18 protein-coding genes are annotated in these 22634 nt (G+C 68.3%); 8 read left to right on the forward strand and 10 right to left on the reverse strand.

Features of this window, described 5'->3' with window-relative positions:
• Window positions 1-9 precede the first annotated feature (9 nt).
• On the forward strand, window positions 10-2064 hold the full coding sequence (locus ACQZF9_RS18040) for a S9 family peptidase (protein WP_428310347.1): 2055 nt from the start codon (window positions 10-12) through the stop codon (window positions 2062-2064).
• Between the two features lie 30 nt (window positions 2065-2094).
• Here ACQZF9_RS18040 and ACQZF9_RS18045 read toward each other — a convergent pair whose 3' ends face one another.
• Complete coding sequence (locus tag ACQZF9_RS18045) at window positions 2095-4623, reverse strand: PAS domain-containing protein (RefSeq protein WP_428310348.1); 2529 nt, start codon at window positions 4621-4623, stop codon at window positions 2095-2097.
• Between the two features lie 101 nt (window positions 4624-4724).
• Here ACQZF9_RS18045 and ACQZF9_RS18050 point away from each other — a divergent pair, with 101 nt between their 5' ends.
• Window positions 4725-5282, forward strand: coding sequence for a DUF2946 family protein (locus tag ACQZF9_RS18050; RefSeq protein WP_428310349.1), 558 nt, complete (start codon window positions 4725-4727; stop codon window positions 5280-5282).
• 406 nt (window positions 5283-5688) lie between these two features.
• On the opposite strand, the gene treF is transcribed toward ACQZF9_RS18050, so the two are convergent.
• Window positions 5689-7275, reverse strand: coding sequence for an alpha,alpha-trehalase TreF (gene treF, locus ACQZF9_RS18055; RefSeq protein ID WP_428310350.1), 1587 nt, complete (start codon window positions 7273-7275; stop codon window positions 5689-5691).
• A 191-nt stretch (window positions 7276-7466) separates the two neighbouring features.
• Here treF and ACQZF9_RS18060 point away from each other — a divergent pair, with 191 nt between their 5' ends.
• The gene (locus ACQZF9_RS18060; RefSeq protein WP_428310351.1) at window positions 7467-8363 is read left to right on the forward strand and encodes a DMT family transporter; all 897 of its coding nucleotides are present in this window, start codon (window positions 7467-7469) and stop codon (window positions 8361-8363) included.
• Between the two features lie 49 nt (window positions 8364-8412).
• Here ACQZF9_RS18060 and ACQZF9_RS18065 read toward each other — a convergent pair whose 3' ends face one another.
• Both ACQZF9_RS18065 and ACQZF9_RS18070 read right to left on the reverse strand, forming a co-directional pair.
• Entirely contained in the window at window positions 8413-8829 is a 417-nt protein-coding gene (locus tag ACQZF9_RS18065; protein ID WP_428310352.1) for a DUF6691 family protein, read from the reverse strand.
• Window positions 8826-9248 (reverse strand): YeeE/YedE family protein, encoded by a 423-nt coding sequence (locus tag ACQZF9_RS18070; protein ID WP_428310353.1) that lies wholly within the window; start codon window positions 9246-9248, stop codon window positions 8826-8828. Before ACQZF9_RS18070 ends, ACQZF9_RS18065 begins: the two co-directional genes overlap by 4 nt.
• Before the next feature lie 61 nt (window positions 9249-9309).
• Here ACQZF9_RS18070 and ACQZF9_RS18075 point away from each other — a divergent pair, with 61 nt between their 5' ends.
• From ACQZF9_RS18075 to ACQZF9_RS18090, 4 genes are all read left to right on the forward strand, one after another.
• Complete coding sequence (locus ACQZF9_RS18075; RefSeq protein WP_428310354.1) at window positions 9310-9582, forward strand: metal-sensitive transcriptional regulator; 273 nt, start codon at window positions 9310-9312, stop codon at window positions 9580-9582.
• Window positions 9583-9609: 27 nt separating this feature from the next.
• Window positions 9610-10431, forward strand: coding sequence for a sulfite exporter TauE/SafE family protein (locus ACQZF9_RS18080; protein WP_428310355.1), 822 nt, complete (start codon window positions 9610-9612; stop codon window positions 10429-10431).
• A 9-nt stretch (window positions 10432-10440) separates the two neighbouring features.
• Window positions 10441-11139: an MBL fold metallo-hydrolase gene (locus tag ACQZF9_RS18085; protein ID WP_428310356.1), complete on the forward strand. Its 699-nt coding sequence runs from the start codon at window positions 10441-10443 to the stop codon at window positions 11137-11139.
• Window positions 11140-11314: 175 nt separating this feature from the next.
• Window positions 11315-12973, forward strand: coding sequence for a Na+/H+ antiporter (locus tag ACQZF9_RS18090; RefSeq protein ID WP_428310357.1), 1659 nt, complete (start codon window positions 11315-11317; stop codon window positions 12971-12973).
• A 137-nt stretch (window positions 12974-13110) separates the two neighbouring features.
• Here the strand turns inward: ACQZF9_RS18090 and ACQZF9_RS18095 are convergent, their stop codons facing one another.
• The 6 genes from ACQZF9_RS18095 to ACQZF9_RS18120 all read right to left on the reverse strand — a co-directional run bounded on the left by ACQZF9_RS18095 (window position 13111) and on the right by ACQZF9_RS18120 (window position 21253).
• Window positions 13111-14874 carry a M14 family metallopeptidase gene (locus ACQZF9_RS18095; protein ID WP_428310358.1) on the reverse strand — a complete coding sequence of 588 codons (1764 nt, stop codon included), beginning with the start codon at window positions 14872-14874 and terminating at the stop codon, window positions 13111-13113.
• Between the two features lie 149 nt (window positions 14875-15023).
• Window positions 15024-16961, reverse strand: a complete 1938-nt coding sequence (locus ACQZF9_RS18100) for a prolyl oligopeptidase family serine peptidase (RefSeq protein ID WP_428310359.1) — start codon at window positions 16959-16961, stop codon at window positions 15024-15026.
• A gap of 174 nt (window positions 16962-17135) precedes the next feature.
• Window positions 17136-18449, reverse strand: coding sequence for a hypothetical protein (locus tag ACQZF9_RS18105; RefSeq protein WP_428310360.1), 1314 nt, complete (start codon window positions 18447-18449; stop codon window positions 17136-17138).
• Between the two features lie 83 nt (window positions 18450-18532).
• Window positions 18533-19414, reverse strand: a complete 882-nt coding sequence (locus tag ACQZF9_RS18110) for an NAD(P)-dependent oxidoreductase (RefSeq protein ID WP_428310361.1) — start codon at window positions 19412-19414, stop codon at window positions 18533-18535.
• Between the two features lie 343 nt (window positions 19415-19757).
• Window positions 19758-20282 (reverse strand): CC0125/CC1285 family lipoprotein, encoded by a 525-nt coding sequence (locus ACQZF9_RS18115; protein ID WP_428310362.1) that lies wholly within the window; start codon window positions 20280-20282, stop codon window positions 19758-19760.
• A 56-nt stretch (window positions 20283-20338) separates the two neighbouring features.
• Window positions 20339-21253, reverse strand: coding sequence for an oxygenase MpaB family protein (locus ACQZF9_RS18120; RefSeq protein WP_428310363.1), 915 nt, complete (start codon window positions 21251-21253; stop codon window positions 20339-20341).
• A gap of 165 nt (window positions 21254-21418) precedes the next feature.
• On the opposite strand from ACQZF9_RS18120, the gene ACQZF9_RS18125 reads away from it, so the two are divergent.
• Window positions 21419-22522, forward strand: coding sequence for a Gfo/Idh/MocA family protein (locus ACQZF9_RS18125; protein WP_428310364.1), 1104 nt, complete (start codon window positions 21419-21421; stop codon window positions 22520-22522).
• The last annotated feature ends 112 nt before the right edge of the window (window positions 22523-22634 follow it).

Below are 22634 nucleotides of genomic sequence, written 5' to 3' on the forward strand. Positions count from 1 at the left end.
GAACTTTCCATGAATCTTCGAATCGCTCTGCTGCTGGCGCTGGGTTTCGGCTTGCCGGCTCAGGCTGCAAGGCTGCAGCCCCAGGACTTTGCCGCGATCGCCGACGTCAGCGGACCGCGGCTGTCACCCGACGGCCGCAGCGTCGTCTACAGCGTCGGTACCACCGATCTGGCGAAGGACAAAAACGTCACGCATCTGTGGCTGGCGAGCTGGGACGGCCGCGACAACCGGCCGCTGACGTTCGGCAAGCGCGGCGAGAGCAACCCGGCTTTCAGTCCGGACGGCACGCGCATCGCGTTCATCGCCAATCGCGGCAAATCCGACGACGATGCCGCGCAGCTGTGGATCATCGATCTGCGCGGCGGCGAAGCGCAGCAGGCGACGTTCGGCGACGGCGATGTGTCCGACTTCGACTGGGCGCCGGATGGCCGGCATCTGGTGCTGGTGGTCGGCGACCCCGATCCTGCCGACAGCGATGACAAGAAGCCGGCCGTTTCCGCGTCGAAAGACTCGGACGATGACGACGACGAGCCCGCCGATCCGCCGATCGTGATCACGCGCTACCAGTTCAAGCAGGACGTCGACGGTTACCTCGGCCAGCAGCGCTCGCATCTGGCACTGCTGGATCTGCAAAGCGGCGAGACCGCGCCGCTGACTTCCGGCGATCACGACGACCTGCTGCCGGCGTTCTCGCCGGACGGCCGGCACATCGCCTTCGTCAGCAAGCGCGGCAGCGACCCGGATCGCAGCGACAACTGGGATCTGTACGTGCTCGATCTGCCACGCGGCGACAAGGGCGAGGTGCGCGAGCGCCAGCTGACCACGTCGCCCGAAGCCGATCTGATGCCGGACTGGGAAACGCATCCGGCCTGGAGTCCGGACGGCACGCGCATCGCCTACCTGCACGGCAGCGATCCGAAGCTGATCGAGTACGGCACGCATGGCCTCGCCGTGATCGCGGCCGCCGGCGGCACGCCGCAGTTGCTGACGGCGAGTCTCGATCGCAACGTGTCGGCGCTGCACTGGATCGACAACGGCCGCAGCATCGCCGCGATCGTCGAGCAGGACCGGCATTCGCAGCTGTTCGGCATCGATGCGCGCAGCGGCCGGCTCACCCTGCTCAGCGACGGCGGCGGTAGCGTCGGCGACTTCGATGCGCTGCCTTCGGGCCGCATCGCGATGCTCGCCAGCACGCCGTCGAAACCGCCGGAAGTCTATGCACTGGATCGCGGCAAGCTGCGGCCGCTGTCGCGGCAGAGCGAGGCTTTCATCAGCGGTGTGCAGCTCGGCAAGGTCGAGGAAATCAGCACGACGAGCAAGGACGGCAACGAGGTCCACGGCTTCGTCACCTATCCGCCGGGCCATGTCGCCGGCAAGCCTTATCCGACGCTGCTGTTCCTGCACGGCGGCCCGGCTTCGCAGTTCGAAGCGGCATTCCGTTTCGACTGGCAGCTGTTCGCCGCCAACGGCTACGTGGTGATCACGATGAATCCGCGCGGCTCCACCGGCCGCGGCACCGCGTACGCGAGCGCGATCTACGCCGACTGGGGCAACAAGGACGTGATCGACGTGCTCGGCGCCGTCGATGCGATGGTCGGGCGCGGCATCGCCGATCCGGCGCGGCTGGTGGTCGGCGGCTGGAGTTACGGCGGCATGCTGACCAACTACGTGATTGCCAGCGATACGCGCTTCAAGGCTGCGGTCAGCGGCGCCTCGATCAGCAACATCCTCGCCGGCTACGGCACCGACGAATACATCCGCGACTACGACTACGAGCTAGGCAAGCCCTGGGAACATCTGGACGTGTGGATGCGTATTTCGTATCCGTTCCTGCACGCGGACAAAATCAAGACGCCGACCTTGTTCATGGGCGGCTCCGAGGACTACAACGTGCCGCTGCAGAACGTGCAGCAGATGTACCAGGCACTGCAGGCTCTCGACGTGCCGACACAGCTGGTGATCTATCCCGGCCAGCATCACGGCCTGGACCAGCCGAGCTATCTGCTGGATCGCTGGCAGCGCTGGCTGGGCTGGTATCGCGATCATCTGCCGGCGGTGCCGTAGAGCAGCCGGTCGCCGCAACGAAAACGTGCCTCAGCGCGGCATCATCTCGCTGACCCGCTGGCGCAGGCTGTCGATCGCGAAAGGCTTGGTGATCAGCGCCATGCCGCTTGCCAGCGGCGCGGCCATCACCGAGGTCTCGGCATAGCCGGTCATGAACAGCACGTTCAAGTGCGGACGCAGGCCGCGCGCGGCATCGGCGAGCTGGCGGCCATTCAGGCCGGGCAGGCCGATGTCGGTGACCAGCAGATCGATGCCGGCATTCGACTGCAGAAGGCTCAGCGCATCGGCGCTGTTGGCAGCCTCCAGCGTGCGATAACCCAGATCGCCGAGCACGTCGACGACGATCTGCCGCACGATCGCCTCGTCCTCGACCACCAGTACGGTTTCGCCGCGGCCGCTGGCGGCGGCTTCGGCCACCGGCGATGGCTTGTCTTCGATCGCGGCCAGGGTCGAGCGCGGCAGCAGCAGCTCGATCACAGCACCGCTGCCGGGCTCGCTCAGGATGCGCACGTGGCCGCTGGACTGGCGTGCGAAGCCATAGATCATCGACAGGCCCAGGCCCGTGCCCTGCCCGATCGGCTTGGTCGTGAAGAACGGATCGAAGGCGCGCTCGATCACCTCGGCGCTCATGCCGCAGCCGCTGTCGCGCACCTGCACGCGCACATAGTCGCCGGGCGCGATGCCGATGCCGCGCGCGCCGCGCGCATCCAGCGTGACATTGCCGGTCTCGATGCCGAGCACGCCGCCGGCGGGCATCGCGTCGCGCGCATTGATCGCCAGGTTCAGCACCGCGCTTTCCAGCTGATGCGGATCGCATTGCGCCGGCCAGATATCGGGCGCCAGCTGCAGCTGCAGCTCGATGCTCTCGCCCAGCGTGCGGCGCAGCAGATCGACCATGCCCTGCACCAGCGGATTGGCCTGCACCGGCTTGGGGTCCAGCGGCTGGCGCCGCGAGAACGCGAGCAGCCGGTGCGTCAGCGCGGCGGCGCGGTTGGCCGAATTCATCGCGCCGGTGATCAGCGCGCCGACCTGCGGCGGCGCGCTCGCCGCGAGCCGGTACTTGAGTACTTCCAGCGAGCTGACGATGCCCTGCAGCAGGTTGTTGAAGTCGTGCGCGATGCCGCCGGTGAGCTGGCCTATCGCCTCCATCTTCTGCGCCTGGCGCAGCGCCGCCTCGGCGCGGCCGCGCTCGGCGACTTCTTCGCTAACGCGCTGCTCCAACGTTTCGGTCAGCTGCTGCAGTGCCTGGTGCGCACTGCGGCTTTCGGTGACATCGCGGATCGAACCGATGAAGCGCACGCAGACGCCGTCTTCGAAAAACGCCTGGCCGTAGGTTTCGACCCAGCGCAGCACGCCGTCCTGCAGGCCGATGGTGCGGTACTGGTCGCTGAAGCTGCCGGAATCGCCCTGCGTGATGACGCGCTGCACCGCCTGGTGCATGCGATCGCGATCGTCCGGATGCATGCCGTCGAGATAGGTGCGGTAGTCGACCGGCGCGCCCGGCGGCAGGCCGAACAGTTCGCGGCAGCGATCGTCCCAGCGCAACTCGCCGGTCTGCGGATCGAAATCCCAGATGCCGAGCTGCGCGCTCTCGAACGCCAGCTGGCGCTGGATTTCGCTTTCGCGCTGCGCCGCCTCGGCGCGCGCACGCGCAACCGCCGCCCAGGTGCGGTCGACGACTTCTTCCAGCAGCTCGATCTCGGCCGCGCTCCAGACCCGCGCGACCACGTCGTGCACGCAAAAAATCGCGGTCAGCCGGCCGTTTTTCAGCAGCGGCGTCGCCAGCAGCGAGCGCGCGCCGACCGTACCGAACACCGAATACGCGCCGGGATCGGCGGTCAGCGGATCGGCGTCGACATCGCTGACCGCCAGCGTCAGGCCGGCGCTGAGCCGCTCGACGATGCCGGCACCGAAGCTCTGCAGCAGGCAGACCGTGCCGCCGAGACTCTGCACCTGGCCATCGGTCCAGTCGCATTCGATGACCACGACTTTCTGCCGCGGATCGACCTCGGCATAGCCGGCGCGGCTGACTCCCAAATGCTCGCCGAGCGCCGCGGAGGCGGCGAGCATGATGTCGCGTGGATGCGCCAGGCCGCGCTGGCTTTCGATCAGCCGCGCCAGCGTGCGCTCACGCTGCTCCTCGAGCTTGCGCTCGGTGATGTCGATGATGATGCCGGCGAAGCGCGTTGCCGCGCCGGCATCATCACGCTGGCAGCGACCGCGCGCGTAGACCCAGCGAGAGGAGCCATCCTGCTGCGCCACGCGGTATTCCTCGGCAAAGGCGCCGGGCCCGCTCATCGCCTGGCGGATGGCGGTGCGGACGCGCTCGCGATCGTCGGCGTGGATCACGCGCGTGAACTGCGCGATCGGCACGCCGCGCCTCGCCGCTTCGGGCTCGACACCGTAAAGCCGCGCGAAACTGTCGTCGGCGTGCACCCGGTCGGTCGCCGCGTCCCAGTCCCAGATGCCGACGCCGCCGGCCGCCTCCAGCGCCAGCTGCAGGCTCTCGCGGACCGGGTCGGGCCGCGACGGCGCGCCGGAGGTCGGTTCGGTGTCCATCAGATCGCCACGCCGTGGGCCGTCGCAGGGTTCGATACGGAATTTTTGCACAGCGCCGGCGGCTATGCTGCGCGGGTCGAAAGCTGAGCGAAGGACGATCGATGGAAGACTGGGTACACCGCGCGCTGGCGCGCTGGCCGAACGTGCCGGCGCTGTACGGCTGGCTGCAGCTGGACCGACGCGGCCGCTGGCGGGTGCAGCACGAGCTGATTTCGAGGCCGCAGATCATCGACACCATCGCCGCCAACTACGCCGCCGACGAGCAAGGCCGCTGGTACTTCCAGAACGGCCCGCAGCGCGGCTACGTGCAGCTGGAAACCGCGCCGCTGGTGCTGCGGGTCGCTGGCGACGGCGCGACCCTGGTCACGCACAACGACCTGGTGATCGAGCGGCCTACCGCGGCTTATCTCGACGAAGAAGGCTCGCTGCTGCTGGCCACCGAACACGGCGCGGCGGCGCTGGAATCACAGGACCTGGACTGGCTGCTGCAGCGGCTCGTCGGCGCCAGCGAAGCGGGCCTGGAGGCGGCGTTGGCGCTGCCCAGCGGCAGCGCGACGGCCTTGCGGCTGCGCTGGCAGGACCGCGAGCTGGCGATCGGGCGCCTCGACATCGCCGACGCGCCGGCCCAGCTCGGCTTCGTCCGCGATCCTCAACCCTGAGCGGCCCGCGACCCTGCCAGCGCGCCGTCGCGGGCAAGCCCGCTCCTACAACGACGACATGGGCGATGCTGTTGTAGGAGCGGACCCTGTCCGCGACTGAGGCCTCGCAGGTCGCGGACAGGGTCCGCTCCTACAGGCCGAGGCCGTCGCAGCTCAGAAATTTCCCCCCCGCCTTGGAGTCACGGCGATCGGGCGCCTCGACATCGCCGACGCGCCGGCCCAGCTCGGCTTCGTCCGCGATCCACAACCCTGAGCGGCCCGCGACCCTGCCAGCGCGCCATCGCGGGCAAGCCCGTTCCTACAACGACGACGGGGGCGATGCTGTTGTAGGAGCGGACCCTGTCCGCGACTGAGCCTTCGCAGGTCGCGGACAGGGTCCGCTCCTACAAGCCGAGGCCGTCGCAGCTCAGGAATCCTCACCCGCCTTGCTGCTCGCCGCCTCGTGCCCGGGGTAATCGAGCAGCAGCCGGCGGGTGACGCCATTGCTCCAGCCGAAGCCGTCCTGCAGCGGGTATTCGCCGCCTTCGCCGCCGCCGGTGGGTGTCGGGTGGCGGCGTTCGATGCCGTATTTCTCGACCAGCTTGCTGTCGCTGCGATACAGCCGCGCCACCGTCGCCAGCCAGCGATGCGCGATATCGCGCGCGAACGCCGGCTGGCCGCAGCGGCGCAGGCCCTCGATCGCCAGCCACTGCAGCGGCGCCCAGCCGTTGGGCCGGTCCCATTGCTCGCCGCTGGCGACTTCGGTGGTGCCCAGGCCGCCGCCGGCGAGCAGGCGCTGGCGCAGCGTCTCGGCCAGCGCCTCGGCCTGCGCCGCGTCGGCGATGCCGACGAACAGCGGCGCGGTCGACGCCGCGGTCAGCGGCTCGCGTATGCGATCGAGCTGCCAGTGGTAGTCGAAGTAGGCGCGCTGCTCCGGGCTCCACATCAGCCGCTGGATCGCGCTGCGCCGCGCGTGGGCGCGCGCGCCGAAGTCCGCGGCATTGGCCTCGTCGCCGCCCTCCTTCGCCAGCGCGGCGATGCGCGACTCCAGCGCGTAGAGCCAGCAGTTCAGATCCACCGGCAGGATAGCCGTGGTGCAGATCGACGCCAGGCCGCCGGCTTCACCAAACCAGCGCGACGAGAAGTCCCAGCCGGACTCGGCGGCGGCGCGCAGATCGCGATATACGTCGTGCGACTTGCGGCTCGACGCGCGCGCCGTGGTCACGTCCTCCCGATAGCTTTCCTCGCGCGGCGTGTCGCGGTCGTCCCAGTAGCGGTTCAGCAGGCTGCCGTCGGCCAGCCGCACCAGGTGGCGATGCTCCTCGCCCGGGCGCAGCTCCAGCTCGCCCTCCATCCAGTAGCTGTATTCGCGGCGCAGCACCGGCAGATAGCGCGTCACGCAGCCCGGCTCCAGCGTCGCCAGCAGCTCGACCATGAACACGAACATCGGCGGCTGCGAGCGGCTCAGGTAATAGCTGCGGTTGCCGTTGGGCACGTGGCCGTAGGTGTCGATCAGGTAGGCGAAGTTATCGACCATGCCGCGCACCAGCTCGGCGCGGCCGCTGGCGGCCAGGCCGAGCATCGTGAAGTACGAGTCCCAGTAGTAGATCTCGCTGAAGCGCCCGCCCGGCACCACGTAGGCATGCGGCAGCGGCAACAGCGAGGACTGCGGCGGATGCTCGCGCGGCACGCGCCTGAGCACGTCCCAGAGGCCGTCGATGTGCTGCGCCAGGCTCAGCGAAGGATCGGACACGTAGCGCTCGCTGCCGCCGATCGTGTCGACGTCGAAGTTCGCATGCACGAATGCGCTCAGATCGAAGCCGGGCTGGTGGCATTGCTCGCGATAGGCGTCGAGCAGCGCGCGCGGATCACCGTGCGGCACCGCGTCGACGAAGGTCTTGCTGTCGGCGAACACGCGCTGTGTCTGCACCTCCACGAACAGCTCGTGATAACGGTCGGCGGGGCTCAGCGTGTCGGCCAGTGCGACGCCGCGGATGACGGGAGCAGCTTGCATCGGGTCCTTTGGCGGGCTCAGGCAATGAAGTCCAGTGTGACGAATCGGCGCTAACCTGCAAAACCCCGTTCCTCCCGAGTAGCCGCTTGCGGCATATCGAGGGACACTGACGCGATCCGATGCGTCCCTCGATACGCTCACTGCGTGAGCTACTCGGGATGAACGGGTTCTACCTGACGCCCTCACCGCCCATGGAACTGAGCATTCCCCCGATCACCGACCCCGGCCGTCGCCGCGGCGTTCTGATGATGCTGCTGGCCGTCGGCCTGCTGTCGCTGATGGACGGCGGGCTCAAGCTGCTGACGGCGCATTATCCGCCGGCGCAGGTCGCGTTCCTGCGCGGCGCCGCGTCGCTGCCTTTCGTGCTGGTGTGGATCGCGCGCAGCCAGGGTTTTGCGCCGCTGCTGAAAGTGCGCTGGCCGCTGCACCTGCTGCGCGGCGTGATCGGCGTCGGCATGATCACGGCGTTTGCCTACGCACTGCGCAGCCTGCCGCTGTCCACCGCCTACACCTTGTTCTTCGTCGCGCCGCTGATCATCACCGCGCTGTCCGGGCCGATGCTCGGCGAGCGCGTCGGCGTGCATCGCTGGATCGCGATCGTCGCCGGCTTCGGCGGCACGCTGGTGGTGCTGCGTCCCAGCGGCGACGGCCTGTTCAGCTGGCCGGCGCTGGCCGTGCTGGTCGCCGCCAGCGGCTACGCCCTGTCGGCCATCACCGTGCGCCTGCTCGGCCGCACCGACAGCAGCCAGAGCATGGTGTTCTGGCTACTGGTCTCGATGTCGATCGGCGCCGGTGCGCTGGCCGCGCCGGGATGGGTGCCGATCGCGCGCGAGCACGCGCCGCTGATCGTCGGCGTCGGCCTGTGCGGCGCGCTCGGCCAGTGGGCGATCACCGAAGCCTTCGCGCGCGCTCAGGCCTCGGTCATCGCGCCTCTGGAGTATTCGGCACTGGCCTGGGGCCTGCTGCTCGACCTTTTGCTGTGGCAGGCGCTGCCGGACCGCTGGACCCTGCTCGGCGGCACGATCATCGTCGCCAGCGGGCTCTACCTGATCCGCCGGGAAAAAGCGCCCGACGTCGTCGTGCCCTGAGTGTTGCCTGCTGCAGCCTAGCCCGGGTACAACCCGGGTTTAACCCGGGCTACAAAAGACGGGTCAGCGCGGCGCCGGCCAGCATCGCCGGCAGGAATACCAGGGCGGCCGGCTGCAGCAGCGCCAGGCTGACGATCGCCGGGCCCGGGCAGAAGCCCGACAGGCCCCAGCCGACGCCGAACAGCGCCGCGCCGATCAGCAGCCGCGTATCGACGCGCGTAGTCGCCGGCTGCGCGAAGCTGTCGCCGAGCAAGGGCCGCCCGCGCCGACGCATCCACCAGAAGCCCGGCAGCGTGACCGCCAGCGCGCTGCCCATCACCAGCATCAGCGACGGATCCCAGCCTGGCCCCAGTTTCAGGAAGCCCAGCACCTTGGCCTGCGAGGCCATGCCGGACACGGTCAGCCCGGCACCGAACACCAGGCCGGCAAGCAGCGCGACCACCGTGGTCTTTGCCGAGGTTTTCATTGCAGGACTCCCAGCATCGGGCCGCGCAACAGGCTCGCCGTCAGCATGCCGGTGGCCATGAACACCAGTACCGCGATCAGCGAGCGCTTCGACAGGCGCGCGATGCCGCAGACGCCGTGACCGCTGGTGCAACCGTTGCCGAGCCGCGTGCCGAAACCGACCAGCAGGCCGGCCGCGGCCAGCAGCACAACCGCGCCAGCACCTTGCGGCAAAGGCGCCGCAGGCAGCGGCACCCCGAGCGCAACCGCCAGCCAGGCGCCGCCGCCCAGGCCGACCAGGAAAGGCAGGCGCCAGCCGCGTGCCTCGGCGTCCAGTGCGCCATAGGCAATGCCGCTGATGCCGGCGATACGGCCGAGCGCCGCGTACAGCAGCAGCGCCGACAACCCGATCAGAACTCCACCCACCACTGCCATCTGCATTTGCCGTCTCCGCTCATGGCGCATACTATACCCCCTACCGTATATAGCCCGGCAAGCCGCGATGTCTGACTGGCAGCAGGACAAAAAGAAAATGCTCGACCGCCTGCGCCGCATCGAGGGCCAGGTGCGCGGCATCATCGGCATGATCGAGGCCGAGGGGGAATGCGAACCGGTGGTGCAGCAGTTCGCCGCCGCCCGCAAGGCCATGGACCGCGCGTTCTTCGACCTGATGGCCTGCGTGACCAAGCGCGAGCTGGCCGAACTCGGCATCGACGACGCCAAGGCGGAGTCGCGAATCGACGCGGTGACCGCGCTGCTGGCCAAGTACGGCTAGTGCGGTGACCCGGAGAAATTCGCCGTGATGAGCATCGCCATCGGCATCGTCGTCGGCCTGGTCCTCGGCCTCACCGGCGCCGGGGGCTCGGTATTCGCGGTACCGCTGCTGATGTTCGGCATGCACTGGAGCCTGCCCCAGGCCGCGCCGGTGGCGCTGATCGCGGTCTGCGCGGCGGCGGCTTTCGGCACCGTCACCGCCTGGGACGTGAGCTACGTGCGCTATCGCGCGGCGACGCTGATGTCGGCGCTTGGCCTGGTCACCGCGCCGCTGGGGCTGGTCGCCGCGAGCGCGATGCCGGGCGGCATGCTCGCCGGCCTGTTCGCCGCCGCGCTGGTGATCATTTCAGTGCGGATGCTGCTGCAGGCGCAACAGCATCCCGAGGAGACCCAGGTGGTACGCGCCTCCGTCGCCGGCGACGGGGCGCCCGCAGGCGGGCCGATCTGCCGCATCCATCCGGGCTCGGGGCGGCTGCTGTGGACGCGAGCCTGCGCGTTAACGATCTCCGCCATCGGCGCCGCCACCGGCTTCCTGTCCGGCCTGCTCGGCGTCGGCGGCGGCTTCGTGATCGTGCCCTCGCTGCGAGCCACCACCGCGCTGTCGGTGCATTCCGCGGTGGCGACCTCGCTGATGTCGATCGCGCTGACCAGTGCCGGCACCGTGCTGGTCTCTCTGCTGATGGGCCGGCCGATGCTGTGGGCCGCGGCACTGCCTTTCGTGGCCGGCGCGCTGGCGGGGATGTTCGCCGGCCGCAGCATCGCGCCGCGCATCGCCGGGCCGCGGCTGCAGCAGGGTTTCGCCGTGATGATGCTGGCGGCGGCCGGCGTGCTGATGATGAAGTCCTTCTAGGAGCCAAGCGTGCTTTTTCGCCAGTTCTTCGATGCCGCAACCGGCAGCTACACCTACCTGCTCGCCTCGGGCATCGGCCGCGAGGCGCTGATCATCGATCCGGTCAAGGAGCAGGTGCCGCAGTACCTGCAGGCCATCGCCCAGCTCGACCTGAAACTGCTGCGCGCGATCGACACCCATACCCACGCCGACCACATCACCGGACTCGGCGATCTGCGCGAGGCCACCGCCTGCGTGACGATGATGGGCGAGTTCACCAAGGCCGAATGCGTGTCCGAGTGTTTTCGCGACGGCGACATCATCGGCATCGAAAGCCTGCAGCTGCAGGCGCGCTTCACACCCGGGCATACCGGAGAATCCTTCAGCCTGGTGCTCGATCCGCAGCGGCCCCGCGCGGTGATGACCGGCGACGTGCTGCTGATCCGCGGCACCGGCCGCACCGATTTTCAAAGCGGCGATGCCGGCCGCTCCTGGGACTCGATCCACGAGGTGCTGCTGCGCCTGCCCGACGAGACCCTGGTCTACCCGGCGCACGACTACAAGGGCTGGACCGTGTCCTCGATCGGCGAGGAGCGCCGCTACAACCCGCGGCTCGCCGGCAAGAGCCGCGAGCAATACATCGAGCTGATGAACGCACTGAAACTGCCGAACCCGAAGCTGATGGACATCGCGGTACCGGCAAACCTGGCCTGCGGCCGGGTGTACTGAAACACGGCATCGCGGCCTAGCCCGGGTACAACCCGGGTTTCACCCGGGCTACGGACTGAACGCGTCGCCACCGCGTTCGTTCCGGGCAGGGACGCAGCGGATCAACGTCGCGTACAGGATCGCAGGCTATCCTTCGGCCTCATCGATACCGGCGCCGAGCCAGCCGACTCCCGACATGAATGCTGCGATCCTGGTCCTGACCCTGCTGCTGTGCGTTGCGATGTCGGCGATCATCGTGCGCGTCGCGCGACTGCCGCTGCCGCTGACGCAGATCGCGCTCGGCGCGGTCATCAGCGTGCCCAGCTACGGCCTGCATGTCGACCTGGAGCCGCATCTGTTCCTGCTGCTGTTCGTGCCGCCGCTGCTGTTCGCCGACGGCTGGCGCATGCCCAAGCGCGAGTTCTTCCAGGCGCGCGAACGCATCCTGGCGCTGGCTTTCGGCCTGGTGCTGTTCACCGTGGTCGCGGTCGGTTACCTGCTGCACTGGATGATTCCGCATCTGCCGCTGGCGGCCGCGTTCGCGCTGGCCGCGGTGCTGTCGCCGACCGACGCGGTGGCGGTGTCGGCGCTCGCCGGTGGAGCAGGAATCCCGAAGCGGCTGATGTACACGCTCGAAGGCGAGGCGCTGATGAACGACGCCAGCGGCCTGACCGCGTTCAAGTTCGCGGTCGCCGCTGCGGCCACCGGCGCGTTTTCGCTGTACGACGCCTCGATCGCGTTCGTACTGGTGGCGATCGGCGGCGTCGCCATCGGCGCGCTGATGGGCTGGGGCATGGCGCTGTTCCAGAAGTGGCTGGCCGGCTGGACCCGGGTGCAGGCGCAGGGCACGATCGTGATGATCCTGCTGCTGCCGTTCGCCTCGTATCTGATCGCCGAAGAAGCCGGCACCAGCGGCATTCTCGCCGCCGTGGCAGCCGCGATCACGCTGAATCTGAAAAGCGCCGCCGACGCCGGCGCCGACACGCGCATCGCGACCACGCATATCTGGTCGATGCTCGAATACGTGCTCAACGGCGTGATCTTCGTGCTGATGGGCCTGCAGCTGCCCGACATCATTCTCGACGCGCTGAGCGAGTCGTTCCAGGAAGGCGGCTGGTCGGACGCGCTGCGCCTGCTGACCTGGGCGTTCGCGACCTGGGTAGCGCTGATCGTCGCGCGCGTGGTCTGGGTCTGGGGCATGTTGCGCTTCACCCATCTGGTGGCGCGCTGGCGCGGCGACGGCCACAAGCCGATGCCGCGCCGCCGGCTGATGTGGGCCACCGCGCTGGCCGGCGTGCGCGGCGCGATCACGCTGGCCGGTGTGCTGTCGCTGCCTTTCGTCATCGAGGGCAACGCGCCGTTCCCGCAGCGCAGCCTGATGGTATTCCTCGCTGCCAGCGTGATCCTGATTTCGCTGATCGCCGCCGCGATCGGCCTGCCGTGGCTGCTGCGCGGCATCACCGTCGAGGAAGAAGATCCGGAAGAGCGCGAAGAACAGCTGGCGCGCATCCAGGCCTGCGAAGCCGCCGTCGCGGCGATCGCGGTGGCCGCGCGCGAACCCGGCAGCGAGCGCGAGGAAGAAGACCAAGGCTCGTTGACGTCCAAGGCCGCGCAGAAAATGATCTCGGCCTATCAGCAGCGCTTGCGCACCTTGCGCGAGGAAGACGGCCCGGACAATCACCGCGAGCGCGCCGACGCCGAACGCGAGTTGCGCCTGATCGGCATCCGCGCCGAACGCAACGAGGTCATGCGCATGCACCGGCTCGACGAGATCAACGACGTGGTACTGAACGCGCTGCTGTACGAAATCGACATGCGCGAAACCGCGCTGGCGCCGCCGACCCGCAAGCACTGATGCGGCGGCGGCCAGCGGATGTGGAAAAGCTGCGGCTCTGAATATGTCTCCCTCTCCCCTTGTGGGAGAGGGAGGCCCGAAGGGCCGGGAGAGGGGTTGTACGCTGAAGCGCCTCGCAACCTCTCCGGTCTCGCCAATTAATCCACGCGCATCACCGGATACAGGTTCAGCCGCTCGTCGCGCGACGGCGAACGCTGCGCAAAGAAGTTCAGCCGCGCCGCCGGGCTCGCCGCAAACGCCGCATCCTCGGTGAGCTTGCGCTTGAACTCCGCCGCCAGCGCCGGATCTTTCGCCAGCAGGTCGCGCGCGACATCCTCGGCGACATAGGCTTCCATGTATTCCTTCTGCTCGAAGGCGATGTTGAAGAAGCCCCAGGCCGCGAACGAGTCCGGCGCGCCGGGTTCGAGCAGGCCCATGACCAGCCGTGCGTTCGGCTGGTGGATCGGCACGAACAGCGAGCCCGCCGGCACGCCGCGCGTCTCCGGCTTCCACTCGCCATCGAACTCGACCGCGGTGCGATTCTCGAACGACTCTTTCGCATAGCGCACCGCGGTCGCACGGAACACCTGCACCGGGCCCGGCGCCTGCTCTTCGTCGAACCTGCGATAGACGATGTTGTGCAGCGCGAATTTCTGCTTGAGCCAGTCGGCCTGCGCCGCCGGCACGATGTAGCCGCTGCCGGGCGCCACGACGCTATACAGCGGCTGCGGGTCGTCGCGCATCGGCAGATGCCAGACCTGTTTTTTGCGATCGTCGTAGCGCGTCATCAGCGCGCCGGAAACATCCGACGGCGTGCGTGTGTAGGCGTAACCGAGAAAATCGATCGTGCGTATCTTGTCGCTCACCTTCCAGCTCAGCGGCACCGTACCGCTGAGCTGGATCGCGCGCTGGTCCGCGGCCGCGGTCAGCTTGAGCCAGTCCTGCCCATGCTCGGCCATTTGCGCCAGCAGCGCGTCGATGGTGTTGCGGGTGATGCGCACGCGCGTCTTGTAATCCTTCCACGAATGCGTCTCGACCAGCACGCCGAAGCGGTTGCGCTGCACGAAATAGCCATTGGAAAAACGCGGCGGCGGCACGCTGTCGGCAAAGCCGGAACTGGGATCGTCGTCGACGACGAAGGCCGGATAGAACGCCAGCGGCAGCGAGCCTTTTTTCGACAACTGCCGGTTGACGTCGCTGCGCAGCGCCAGGCCGGCGGCGCGCAGTGCCTGGTCGCCGGAATACACCGGCTCCACCGTGATCGATACATCGTGCTGAAACTTGGCGCCGTCGGTGACATGCAGGTCGGCCGCGAGCAGCGGGTCCCAGGTATTGATCAGCTGCAGCATCGCCTGCATCTCCGGCGTGTCGGCCTTCATGTAGTCGCGATTCAGGTTGTAGTTCTGCGCCGTGGTGCGCCAGCCCATTTCGGCCGGACCGACCTGGTTCGGCCGCTGCCAGGGTCCGAAGCGTTCGTGGCCGTCGACGTTGAACACCGGCACGAACAGCAGCACCTGCCTGTCGAGCATGCCCTTGTCGGTCTTGCCTTCGAGCGCGTCGCGCAGCGCCAGAAAGCCCGCGTCCTTGCCGTCGATCTCGCCGGCATGAATGCCACCCTGGATCAGCATCACCGGAACGTGTTTGGCCGCAGCGGCCTGCGGCGTCAGCGCACCGCTGCGCGACACCACCATCAGCATCATCGGACGGCCTTCCGGCGTGCGCCCGAACTCCTCGCACCTGACCGCCTCGGGCCAGCGCGCGGCGAAGTCCTGGCACAGCCGGATCACCTCGTCGTAGCGGCCGGTCTTGATGAAGCCGGATTGCTCGGAGATGGTTTTGAGATCGGGTTTCGCGTCGGGCGCGGCTTGCGCGGACGCGGACAATAAGGCGAGAACGACGGCCGCTTGGCGCAACTTGAGCATCACAGGTCCCTGCGATTATCGGAAGACCGACATGCTATGCGCTGGGCGCGCGCAAACATACGGTGCAAACCACCAGACGTCGTAGTGGTAGGAGCGGATCCTATCCGCGACCGTGCCGGTGGAGCCTGCGTCGCGGATAGGATCCGCTCCTACAGGTTGACGATCTCGACCGGCTCGATCTCGTCCGCCGGCTCGAAGCCGAATACGCGGGCGTAGAAATAAAACTCCGCCGACAGCGCGCGCCGATTCGCCTCCAGCGCACGAAAGCCATGTCGCTCGTTCGGGAAACTGACATAGGCCACCGGCAGGCCCTTGGCGCGCACCGCTTCGAACATCGCCTGCGACTGGTTCGGCGGCACCACCGCATCGAGCAGGCCCTGGAACAGGATCAGCGGAGTCGACAGCCGCCCGGTGTGATGGATCGGCGAGCGCTCGCGATACAGCGCCTGCATTTGCGGATACGGGCCGACCAGGCTGTCCAGGTAGCGCGACTCGAACTTGTGCGTGTCGCGCGCCAAGGTCTCCAGATCGCCGATGCCGTAGTAGCTGGCGCCGGCCTTGAAAGTGTCGCGGAAGGTCAGCGCGGCGAGCGTGGTGTAGCCGCCGGCGCTGCCGCCCTTGATGCACAGCTTGTCGCCGTCGACCAGGCCGCGCCCGACCAGGTAGCGCGCCGCGTTGACCGCATCGTCGACATCGACCACGCCCCACTGCCCGTTCAGGCGCTGGCGATAGGCGCGGCCATAGCCGCTGCTGCCGCCGTAGTTGACGTCGACGATCGCGAAACCGCGGCTGGTCCAGTACTGGATCGCGGCGCTGAACGTCGGCGTGGCCGCGCTGGTCGGGCCGCCGTGATTGAGCACGCGCAGCGGCGGCTTCGCGCCTTCGGGCAGCGTGTGGTCACGGTTGCGCGGCGCGTAGAAGAACGCGTGCGCGGACTTGCCGTCGGTGGTCGGGAACGTGATCGCCTGCGGCGCCGATACGTAGGCCTCGTCGATCTGCAAGGGGCTGGAGCGACGCAGCACTTCGCAACGACAGCTGGCCAGATCCAGCCGCACCAGCGCCGGCGCCTGCGTCGGCGAACCGCCGACGAAGACGATGAAGCCGTCGCCGACTTTTACATCCGCGATATCGCGATACGGCGTCGCGATCTCGGTGAGCTTGCCGCTGTCGGCATCCAGCAGCGCCAGCTGCGAATCGCCGCGACGGCGGAACGCGCAGACGATGCCGCCGTCGCGATCGAAGCCGTACAGGCTCATGCCGAACGTCCATTGCGGCGCGCCGAACTCGGCGTCGAGTTCGTATAGCGCGCGCGTCTCGCCGCGGCGCCAGCGAAGCAGATTCCACCAGCCGCTGCGATCGGAGACGAAGACCAGTTCGCCGCGCGGCGAAAACTCCGGCTGGAAGATGGACTCGTCGTCGCCGCCGGCGACCAGCGACGTCGTGCCGATCGCGCCATCGGCGTCGACGGTAGCGAGCCACAGGCTGCTGCCATCCCAGGGCATGTTCGGATGCATCCAGCTCAGCCAGGCGAGCTGGCGGCCATCGGCACTGAGGCGCGGCGACGAATAGAAATCCGCGCCGGCGACCAGCACGGTCTGCGCATGCGGCGCGTCCAGCGCGATCGCCACCAGCGTGTTCTGCGGCTCGCGGCCGGCGACGCGATGATCCTCGCGCACGACGATCAAGCGGCGATGCACGCGGTCGATGATCGCATCGGCGTAGCGCAGGCCGGGCTCGCCGGCGATCACGCTGGCCACGCGCGTGCGCAGATCCATCGCGTACACGGCCTGGTCGGCATCGTTGCTGAAATACACCACGCCGTCGCCGATCACGCTGGCACCGCCGCCGTATTCGTGCACGCGGCTGCGCAGGCTCAGAGGCGCGTCGTTGAGATCGCGGCATTCGCCGTCGGCGCCGCGATGCACCAGCACCGAACGCCCGCCTTCGGCTGCGCGCGACTCCAGCCAGTACAGCTCGTCACCGCGGACGCTGATGCTGCCCAGGCCAACCGCGTCGGCGAATACGGCGTCGAGGCTGATCGGCGATTTCCACGAGCCCGGCGCGGCGGGTTTGGCTGGCGTGTCCATCGCGGCATTGTGCCAGCAACGCCGACGGCGATTGTGGTCGGCTCCCTCGATACGCCCGCAAAAGCGCGGGCTACTCGGGACGAACGGAGGTTGGTTGGTTCTTCAGCACCACAAACCCGTTCGTCCCGAGTAGCCGGGGCTACATCCCGGCGTATCGAGGGGCCGGATCGCGCTTCAATGCACGCAACCCCGCTTCTCGAAATCCGCAACGCCGGAATACCCCGCCACCGGCAGATACTCGCCCATCACCTCGCGCTCGTCGCCGGGCTTGCGCGTGTTCTGCACGGCGTGCGTGAACCCGGGCGAAGGCAGCATGTTGCGCAGAAACAGCATGCCGTCGTCGCTGTGCCCGGCGCCGTCGCCGGCCTCGGTCCATTCGAGCCAGGCGACGCCGCACTCGGCGCGCGCGTTGCGCGGACGATCGGCGCTGCGGCTGACGACGATGGTGTAGCCACGCTGTGCGTCCAGCGGCAACTGCTCGTCATAGAGACAGGCCATCGCCTTTTGCGTGTAGGCCTCGTAGTTGCAGACCGACCAGTAGCGCAGCTCGCCGCGCTGCATGCGGCCACCGCCGGCCTCGGTTGCCGGAATGCGCGGCAGGCGGCCCTGCAGCACCACCAGCGGCGCGTAGCCGCGATTGATCATCGCCGTCAGATAGGCATTGTCGGGATTGCTCAGCACGCCGCCCTTGCGCTGCGGATCGCCGCCGCAGTTCTTCAGGTAAATGCACGCGGCCTGATGGCGCGTGTCGTAGAACGCATGCCACTGCGGCGGATCGTCGGCCGGAAACGTCTTCGGCTGCAGCGGCCGGTCGCGTGCGACCGAGTACGCGGCTTTCGCGACCACCGTGCCGGGCATCGGCTTTTCATTGGCCGCGATGCGCGCGCAGGTTTCGGCTTCGGACAAGGGCACGCCGTCGGCGCCTATCAATCGTGCCTGCGGCAGCGCGACGCCGCCGGTGCGGCCGTACTTTTTGTCGGGCACATAGACGCGATACAGCAGCGCGACTTCGCGCTTGCCCTTGCCCGAGTACAAGTGATTGGGCGCGCGCGGCGTCGTCGGGTCCTCCGCCGCGATGCGCGCATGCCAGCGCCGCGGCCGGGTGTTGCGCTCGACACCGTCGACGAAGGGATTGCGGCTGCCGGCGTCGGGGACGATGTCCAGATCGGTCAGCGCGTCGCTGGGTTCGGCCGCGCTTTCGTACAGCACCAGCGAGGTGTAACGCGCGTGGGCGAAGTCGCCGCCCAGTTCCAGCTCGGTGTTCTCGGGCAAGGTGAAACGCGCCGCCCAGTAAGCGGCGCCGCTGTCCGGATACGCGTAGTTGCGCACCGGATCGTCGCGCACCCAGGGGCCGTTCCAGAAACAGCTGTTTTCGGCGATGGCCGCGTCCGCCGGCACCGTCGGCGAATCCGGGTCCGGCGGCGGCGCCTTGCAGGCGGCGAGCGCGGCCAGCAGTAGCGCGAGGCACAGCGGCAGAGGACGGATCATGGTGGTGCACGGCGACAGGCGATACCCGGTGCAAGCAATCGCCCGGCCATCTTCGGTCGGCAATCCTTTGCCGCGCTGCGCGGCTACGATGCGCCGAGATTCGCCCGACGCGCCGCGACGTCGCCGAGCACCGCCCAGTCCTGGTCGCCGGCGCCATGCGCGAGCGCGTCGAGCAGCGCGTCGCGAATCACCGCCGCCATCGGCAGCGACACGCGCGACTTGCCGGCGGCGCTGAGGCCGAGTTCCACGTCCTTGAGCCCGAGCGATGCCTTGAAGCCGGCGGGCTCATAGCGACGCTCGGCGATCATGCCGCCATAGCCGCTGTAGACGGGTGTCGCAAACAAGGTCTGGGTCATCATGCCGATGAAGTCCGCGGCCTCGACGCCGTGGGCGCGCACCAGCGCACTGGCCTCGGCCATGCTCTGGATCGCGCTGGCGATCATCAGGTTGCCGGCGATCTTGACCACGTTGGCGCGCTCGGGCTCGACGCCGAAGTTCCAGCACCTCTTGGACATCGCATCCAGCGCCGGCTGCGCCAGCGCGATGCCGGCGGCGTCGCCCGCCACGACGATGTTGAGCTGCCCGGCCTGCGCCACCGGTGGCCGGCCGAACACCGGCGCGGCGACGTAGACGGCACCCTGCGCGCCGACCGCAGCCGCCAGCTCGCGGGCGTAGTCGACCGAAACCGTCGCGTGATTGACCACGACCGTGCCCGGCTTCAGCGCCGCGAGCAGGCCGCCATCCATCACCGAACGCAGCGCCTGATCGTCGGCCAGCATGATCAGGACCGCGTCGACGTCGACGGCGACGTCGGCAGCCGTGGCCGCCAGCCTGGCGCCGGCCTCCATCAGCGGCACGGCGCGCTCGGCGCTGCGGTTCCACACTACCAGCTGATGGCCAGCCTTGAGTTGATTGGCCGCCATCGGCAGCCCCATTTCACCTAGCCCGATGAACCCGATCTTCACTGCGCACTCCTCTTTTTTAATAGGTCTGACCGGAAGCAGCCAACTCGTCGATACGTTGCCGACTCGCTGTCGCCCCACGATGCTGCGTGATGCGCTCCGGTGAAGTATCCGGGGCCATCGACAAAATAAACATTCGCGGCCAACGCGTACGGTCTGGCCGCAGCCAACGCTGCGAAGGACGCTAGTCCGCTGCATCGGTGGAAAAGCATCTGGATAGCGGTGCCAGCGCGGTGCGATGCAAGGAGAAAAGCACAGCAATAGCAGCGCTATTGCGAGCATTTTCGACGCCGCAGCGCGCTGTGATGGCGCCGATAGCCAGGTGCGATTTCATCGATGCAGTGGACTAGGGCTTGGGGCGCTGCACGCTGGACTGCAGGTTGGCGCGCACCTGCTGCGCGTCGAACGCCTTGAGGTTGTCGGCGGGCTTGGCGCCCTTGAACACCAGGATGTCGGCCTGCGCGTTGTAGGCCTCGCCATTGCCGCCGCCGAGTATCGTGCCCAGGCCGATCGACAGACCCGAGCCGAAGTTGCCGGAGCTGCCGCCGATGCCCAGGCCGACGCCGCCGCTGCTGCCGGATTTCGCGGCGTCGGCATGCGTCTGCCGATCGGCGATCACGAACCAGTCGTAGCCATTGTTGATCGTGACTTCGGCGGCGCGGTACATCAGGTAGTTCTCGACCACGTCGCGCGGCGTTTGCGAATTGCCGGTGTAGGTGATGCGGTAGCGATTGGTCTCGAGCCGCTGCTCGGAATAACCCAGGCCGTCCTTGGCCGGCTGGTACGGCGTCGCGGTGGCACAGGCGGCCAGCAGTAGCGGCGCCAGCAGGGCGGCGGCGAGCGCGGCGTGGTTTTTCGAAGAAACGAACATGCAATTCTCCTGGTTCACATTCAGACGGATACGCGACAGAAACAGTTCCGGATGCCTCATGGCTGAAAGCGCTTCGGATCGACCGCCATGCGCCGGCAGGAGCGCGCGACGACGCCGTCGGACAAGGCGGCGCGCAGGGCCGGCCCGGCGAGTTGCAGGCTGCGTGCGGCGGCCTCAGCGCGCAGGCGCTGCAGCCGCGTGCGGCGCATCAGCGTCGCGGCCCAGTCCGGCAACAGCACGGCACCGGCACCGATGAACACCTCGCGCGCCAGGACGCCGCCGGCCACCGGCACGGCGATGTTCTGCAACACCTCCAGCACCTCGCGCGAGCGCGCATCGAAGCGCAACTCGGGCTGCACCCGCGCGAAGTAACGCGCCACCGCCGCAGCCGACTTCGGCACGCGACGCGCACCGAGCATTTCGGCGACTCGCGCAGTCTCGCGGTAGTAGCGGTCGCGTGCGGCAGGCGTCAGCGTCTCGCCGCGATACCGCTGGAATCCGGCGAGAAAGCTCGACATTTCGGTCACGTGCACCCAGGTCAGCAGATCCGGATCGGCCGCCGAATAAGGCAGGCCGTCGGCGGTCACGCCGCGCACCCGCGTGTGGATTTGCGCGACGCGCGCGATCATCCGCGCCGCCTCGGCTTGCGGCGCGTAGCTGGTGGCGGCAACGAAGGCGGTGGTGCGGCGCAGCCGGCCCATCAGGTCTTCGCGAAAATTGGAATGATCGTAGACGCCGGCGAGTGCGCGCGGATGCAGCGTCTGCAGCATCAGGGCACAGACGCCGCCGGCCATCATGCCGGGAAAATCCGCATGCACTTTCCAGGTGAGGCTGCGCGGGCCGAACAGGCCGGCGTCGCCGCGCGGCTGGTCGTAGTCCACCGGCGTCTCGGTCTCGCGGGTCAGCAGCGCGATCAGCGTGGTGCGTAGACGCGCCTTGAGTTGAGTCCTGCCGGGAATGAGCATCGCCATGGCGCATTGTCGCAGGCCTTTGCGCCGGCGGCAGGTTCAGCCACGGCTCACGGCGCGGCGGTCATCTTGATAACTCTCAAGCTTCAGCACGGCCGCTCGCGGCCTATGCCAAGGAAGGCTCGACATGCCGCATCAACACCGCATTCATCGCGCCGGAGCGCGCTCATGAGCTTCGCACCGGGCACGCGCGTGCGTTACGGCGTCATCGGTGCCGGCTGGATTTCGCAGCAGGCTTTCATGCCCGGCGTGCAGCACACCGGCAACTCGCAGCTGGCGGCGCTGGTGACCGGCGACGAGGACAAGGCGCGCGTGCTATCGGCACGCTACGGCATCCGCGCCTGGGGCTACGCGCAATACGGCGAGCTGCTGGCCAGCGGCGAGATCGATGCGGTCTACATCGCGCTGCCCAACTTCATGCACCGCGACTACGCGGTGCGCGCGCTGGAAGCCGGCCTGCACGTGCTGCTGGAAAAACCGATGGCGATACGCGAGGCCGACTGCATCGCGATCCGCGACGCGGCGGTACGCCACAACCGCCGGCTGATGATCGCCTACCGCCTGCACTCCGAGCCCGGCACGCTGGCCGCGGTCGAGCTGATGCGGCGCGGCGCGATCGGCGAGATCCGCGCGTTCTCGTCGCTGTTCTCGCAGCAGGTCACGCCGAGCAATCACCGCGCCGAGCATGGTTTCTGGAGCGGCCCGGTCGCCGACATGGGCCCTTATCCGATCAACGCCGCGCGCATGCTGTTCGCCGCCGAGCCGGTCGAGGTCAGCGCCGTCGGCGTGCGTCATCCGCATACCACGTTCGACTTCGACGATACCGTCAGCGTGACGATGCGCTTCCCCGACGAGCGCCTGGCGCAGTTCACCGTCAGCTACTTCGGTGCGCCGGTGGACCAGTACCGGGTGCTCGGCACGCACGGCGATCTGGAAGTCTCCCCCGGCTTCATGTTTGGCGTCGGCGTCAGGCACCGGCTGACCGTCGAAGGCAACACCAGCGAGCGCGAATTCCCGGTCACCGACCAGTTCGGTGCCGAGCTGCAGTATTTCTCCGAATGCATCCTCGACGGCCGTGATCCGGAACCCGATGGCGAAGAAGGCCTGGCCGATGTGCGCATCATCGAGGCGATACGCCTGGCGCTGGAAACCGGCGAGGCACAAAAGCTCGCGCCGTTCAGCCGCGCACGCCGGCCCGAACCGGAGCAGGCGGTGGAACTGCCGCCGGTGCAGGCGCCGGAGCTGATTCACGCGGCGCCGCCGGACAGCTGAGCCCGCGCCGCCTCGGTCCGCTCCTACCGCAGCGGTCTCACCAGCGGCGCCCACGAACGGGGTCCGGTGGAGCCGCATGCCGCACCCGGCGCTTCTGCTATCGTCGCCCGCA

It is taken from the genome of Hydrocarboniphaga sp., from assembly GCF_965279055.1.
Taxonomy (GTDB): domain Bacteria; phylum Pseudomonadota; class Gammaproteobacteria; order Nevskiales; family Nevskiaceae; genus Hydrocarboniphaga.

What these genes read in the sequence shown, in the direction of transcription:
- ACQZF9_RS18040 (WP_428310347.1), top strand. Translation starts at nt 10, where the DNA reads ATGAATCTTCGAATCGCTCTGCTGCTGGCGCTGGGTTTCGGCTTGCCG.
- ACQZF9_RS18045 (WP_428310348.1), bottom strand. Translation starts at nt 4,623, where the DNA reads ATGGACACCGAACCGACCTCCGGCGCGCCGTCGCGGCCCGACCCGGTC.
- ACQZF9_RS18050 (WP_428310349.1), top strand. Translation starts at nt 4,725, where the DNA reads ATGGAAGACTGGGTACACCGCGCGCTGGCGCGCTGGCCGAACGTGCCG.
- treF (WP_428310350.1), bottom strand. Translation starts at nt 7,275, where the DNA reads ATGCAAGCTGCTCCCGTCATCCGCGGCGTCGCACTGGCCGACACGCTG.
- ACQZF9_RS18060 (WP_428310351.1), top strand. Translation starts at nt 7,467, where the DNA reads ATGGAACTGAGCATTCCCCCGATCACCGACCCCGGCCGTCGCCGCGGC.
- ACQZF9_RS18065 (WP_428310352.1), bottom strand. Translation starts at nt 8,829, where the DNA reads ATGAAAACCTCGGCAAAGACCACGGTGGTCGCGCTGCTTGCCGGCCTG.
- ACQZF9_RS18070 (WP_428310353.1), bottom strand. Translation starts at nt 9,248, where the DNA reads ATGCAGATGGCAGTGGTGGGTGGAGTTCTGATCGGGTTGTCGGCGCTG.
- ACQZF9_RS18075 (WP_428310354.1), top strand. Translation starts at nt 9,310, where the DNA reads ATGTCTGACTGGCAGCAGGACAAAAAGAAAATGCTCGACCGCCTGCGC.
- ACQZF9_RS18080 (WP_428310355.1), top strand. Translation starts at nt 9,610, where the DNA reads ATGAGCATCGCCATCGGCATCGTCGTCGGCCTGGTCCTCGGCCTCACC.
- ACQZF9_RS18090 (WP_428310357.1), top strand. Translation starts at nt 11,315, where the DNA reads ATGAATGCTGCGATCCTGGTCCTGACCCTGCTGCTGTGCGTTGCGATG.
- ACQZF9_RS18095 (WP_428310358.1), bottom strand. Translation starts at nt 14,874, where the DNA reads ATGCTCAAGTTGCGCCAAGCGGCCGTCGTTCTCGCCTTATTGTCCGCG.
- ACQZF9_RS18100 (WP_428310359.1), bottom strand. Translation starts at nt 16,961, where the DNA reads ATGGACACGCCAGCCAAACCCGCCGCGCCGGGCTCGTGGAAATCGCCG.
- ACQZF9_RS18105 (WP_428310360.1), bottom strand. Translation starts at nt 18,449, where the DNA reads ATGATCCGTCCTCTGCCGCTGTGCCTCGCGCTACTGCTGGCCGCGCTC.
- ACQZF9_RS18115 (WP_428310362.1), bottom strand. Translation starts at nt 20,282, where the DNA reads ATGTTCGTTTCTTCGAAAAACCACGCCGCGCTCGCCGCCGCCCTGCTG.
- ACQZF9_RS18120 (WP_428310363.1), bottom strand. Translation starts at nt 21,253, where the DNA reads ATGGCGATGCTCATTCCCGGCAGGACTCAACTCAAGGCGCGTCTACGC.
- ACQZF9_RS18125 (WP_428310364.1), top strand. Translation starts at nt 21,419, where the DNA reads ATGAGCTTCGCACCGGGCACGCGCGTGCGTTACGGCGTCATCGGTGCC.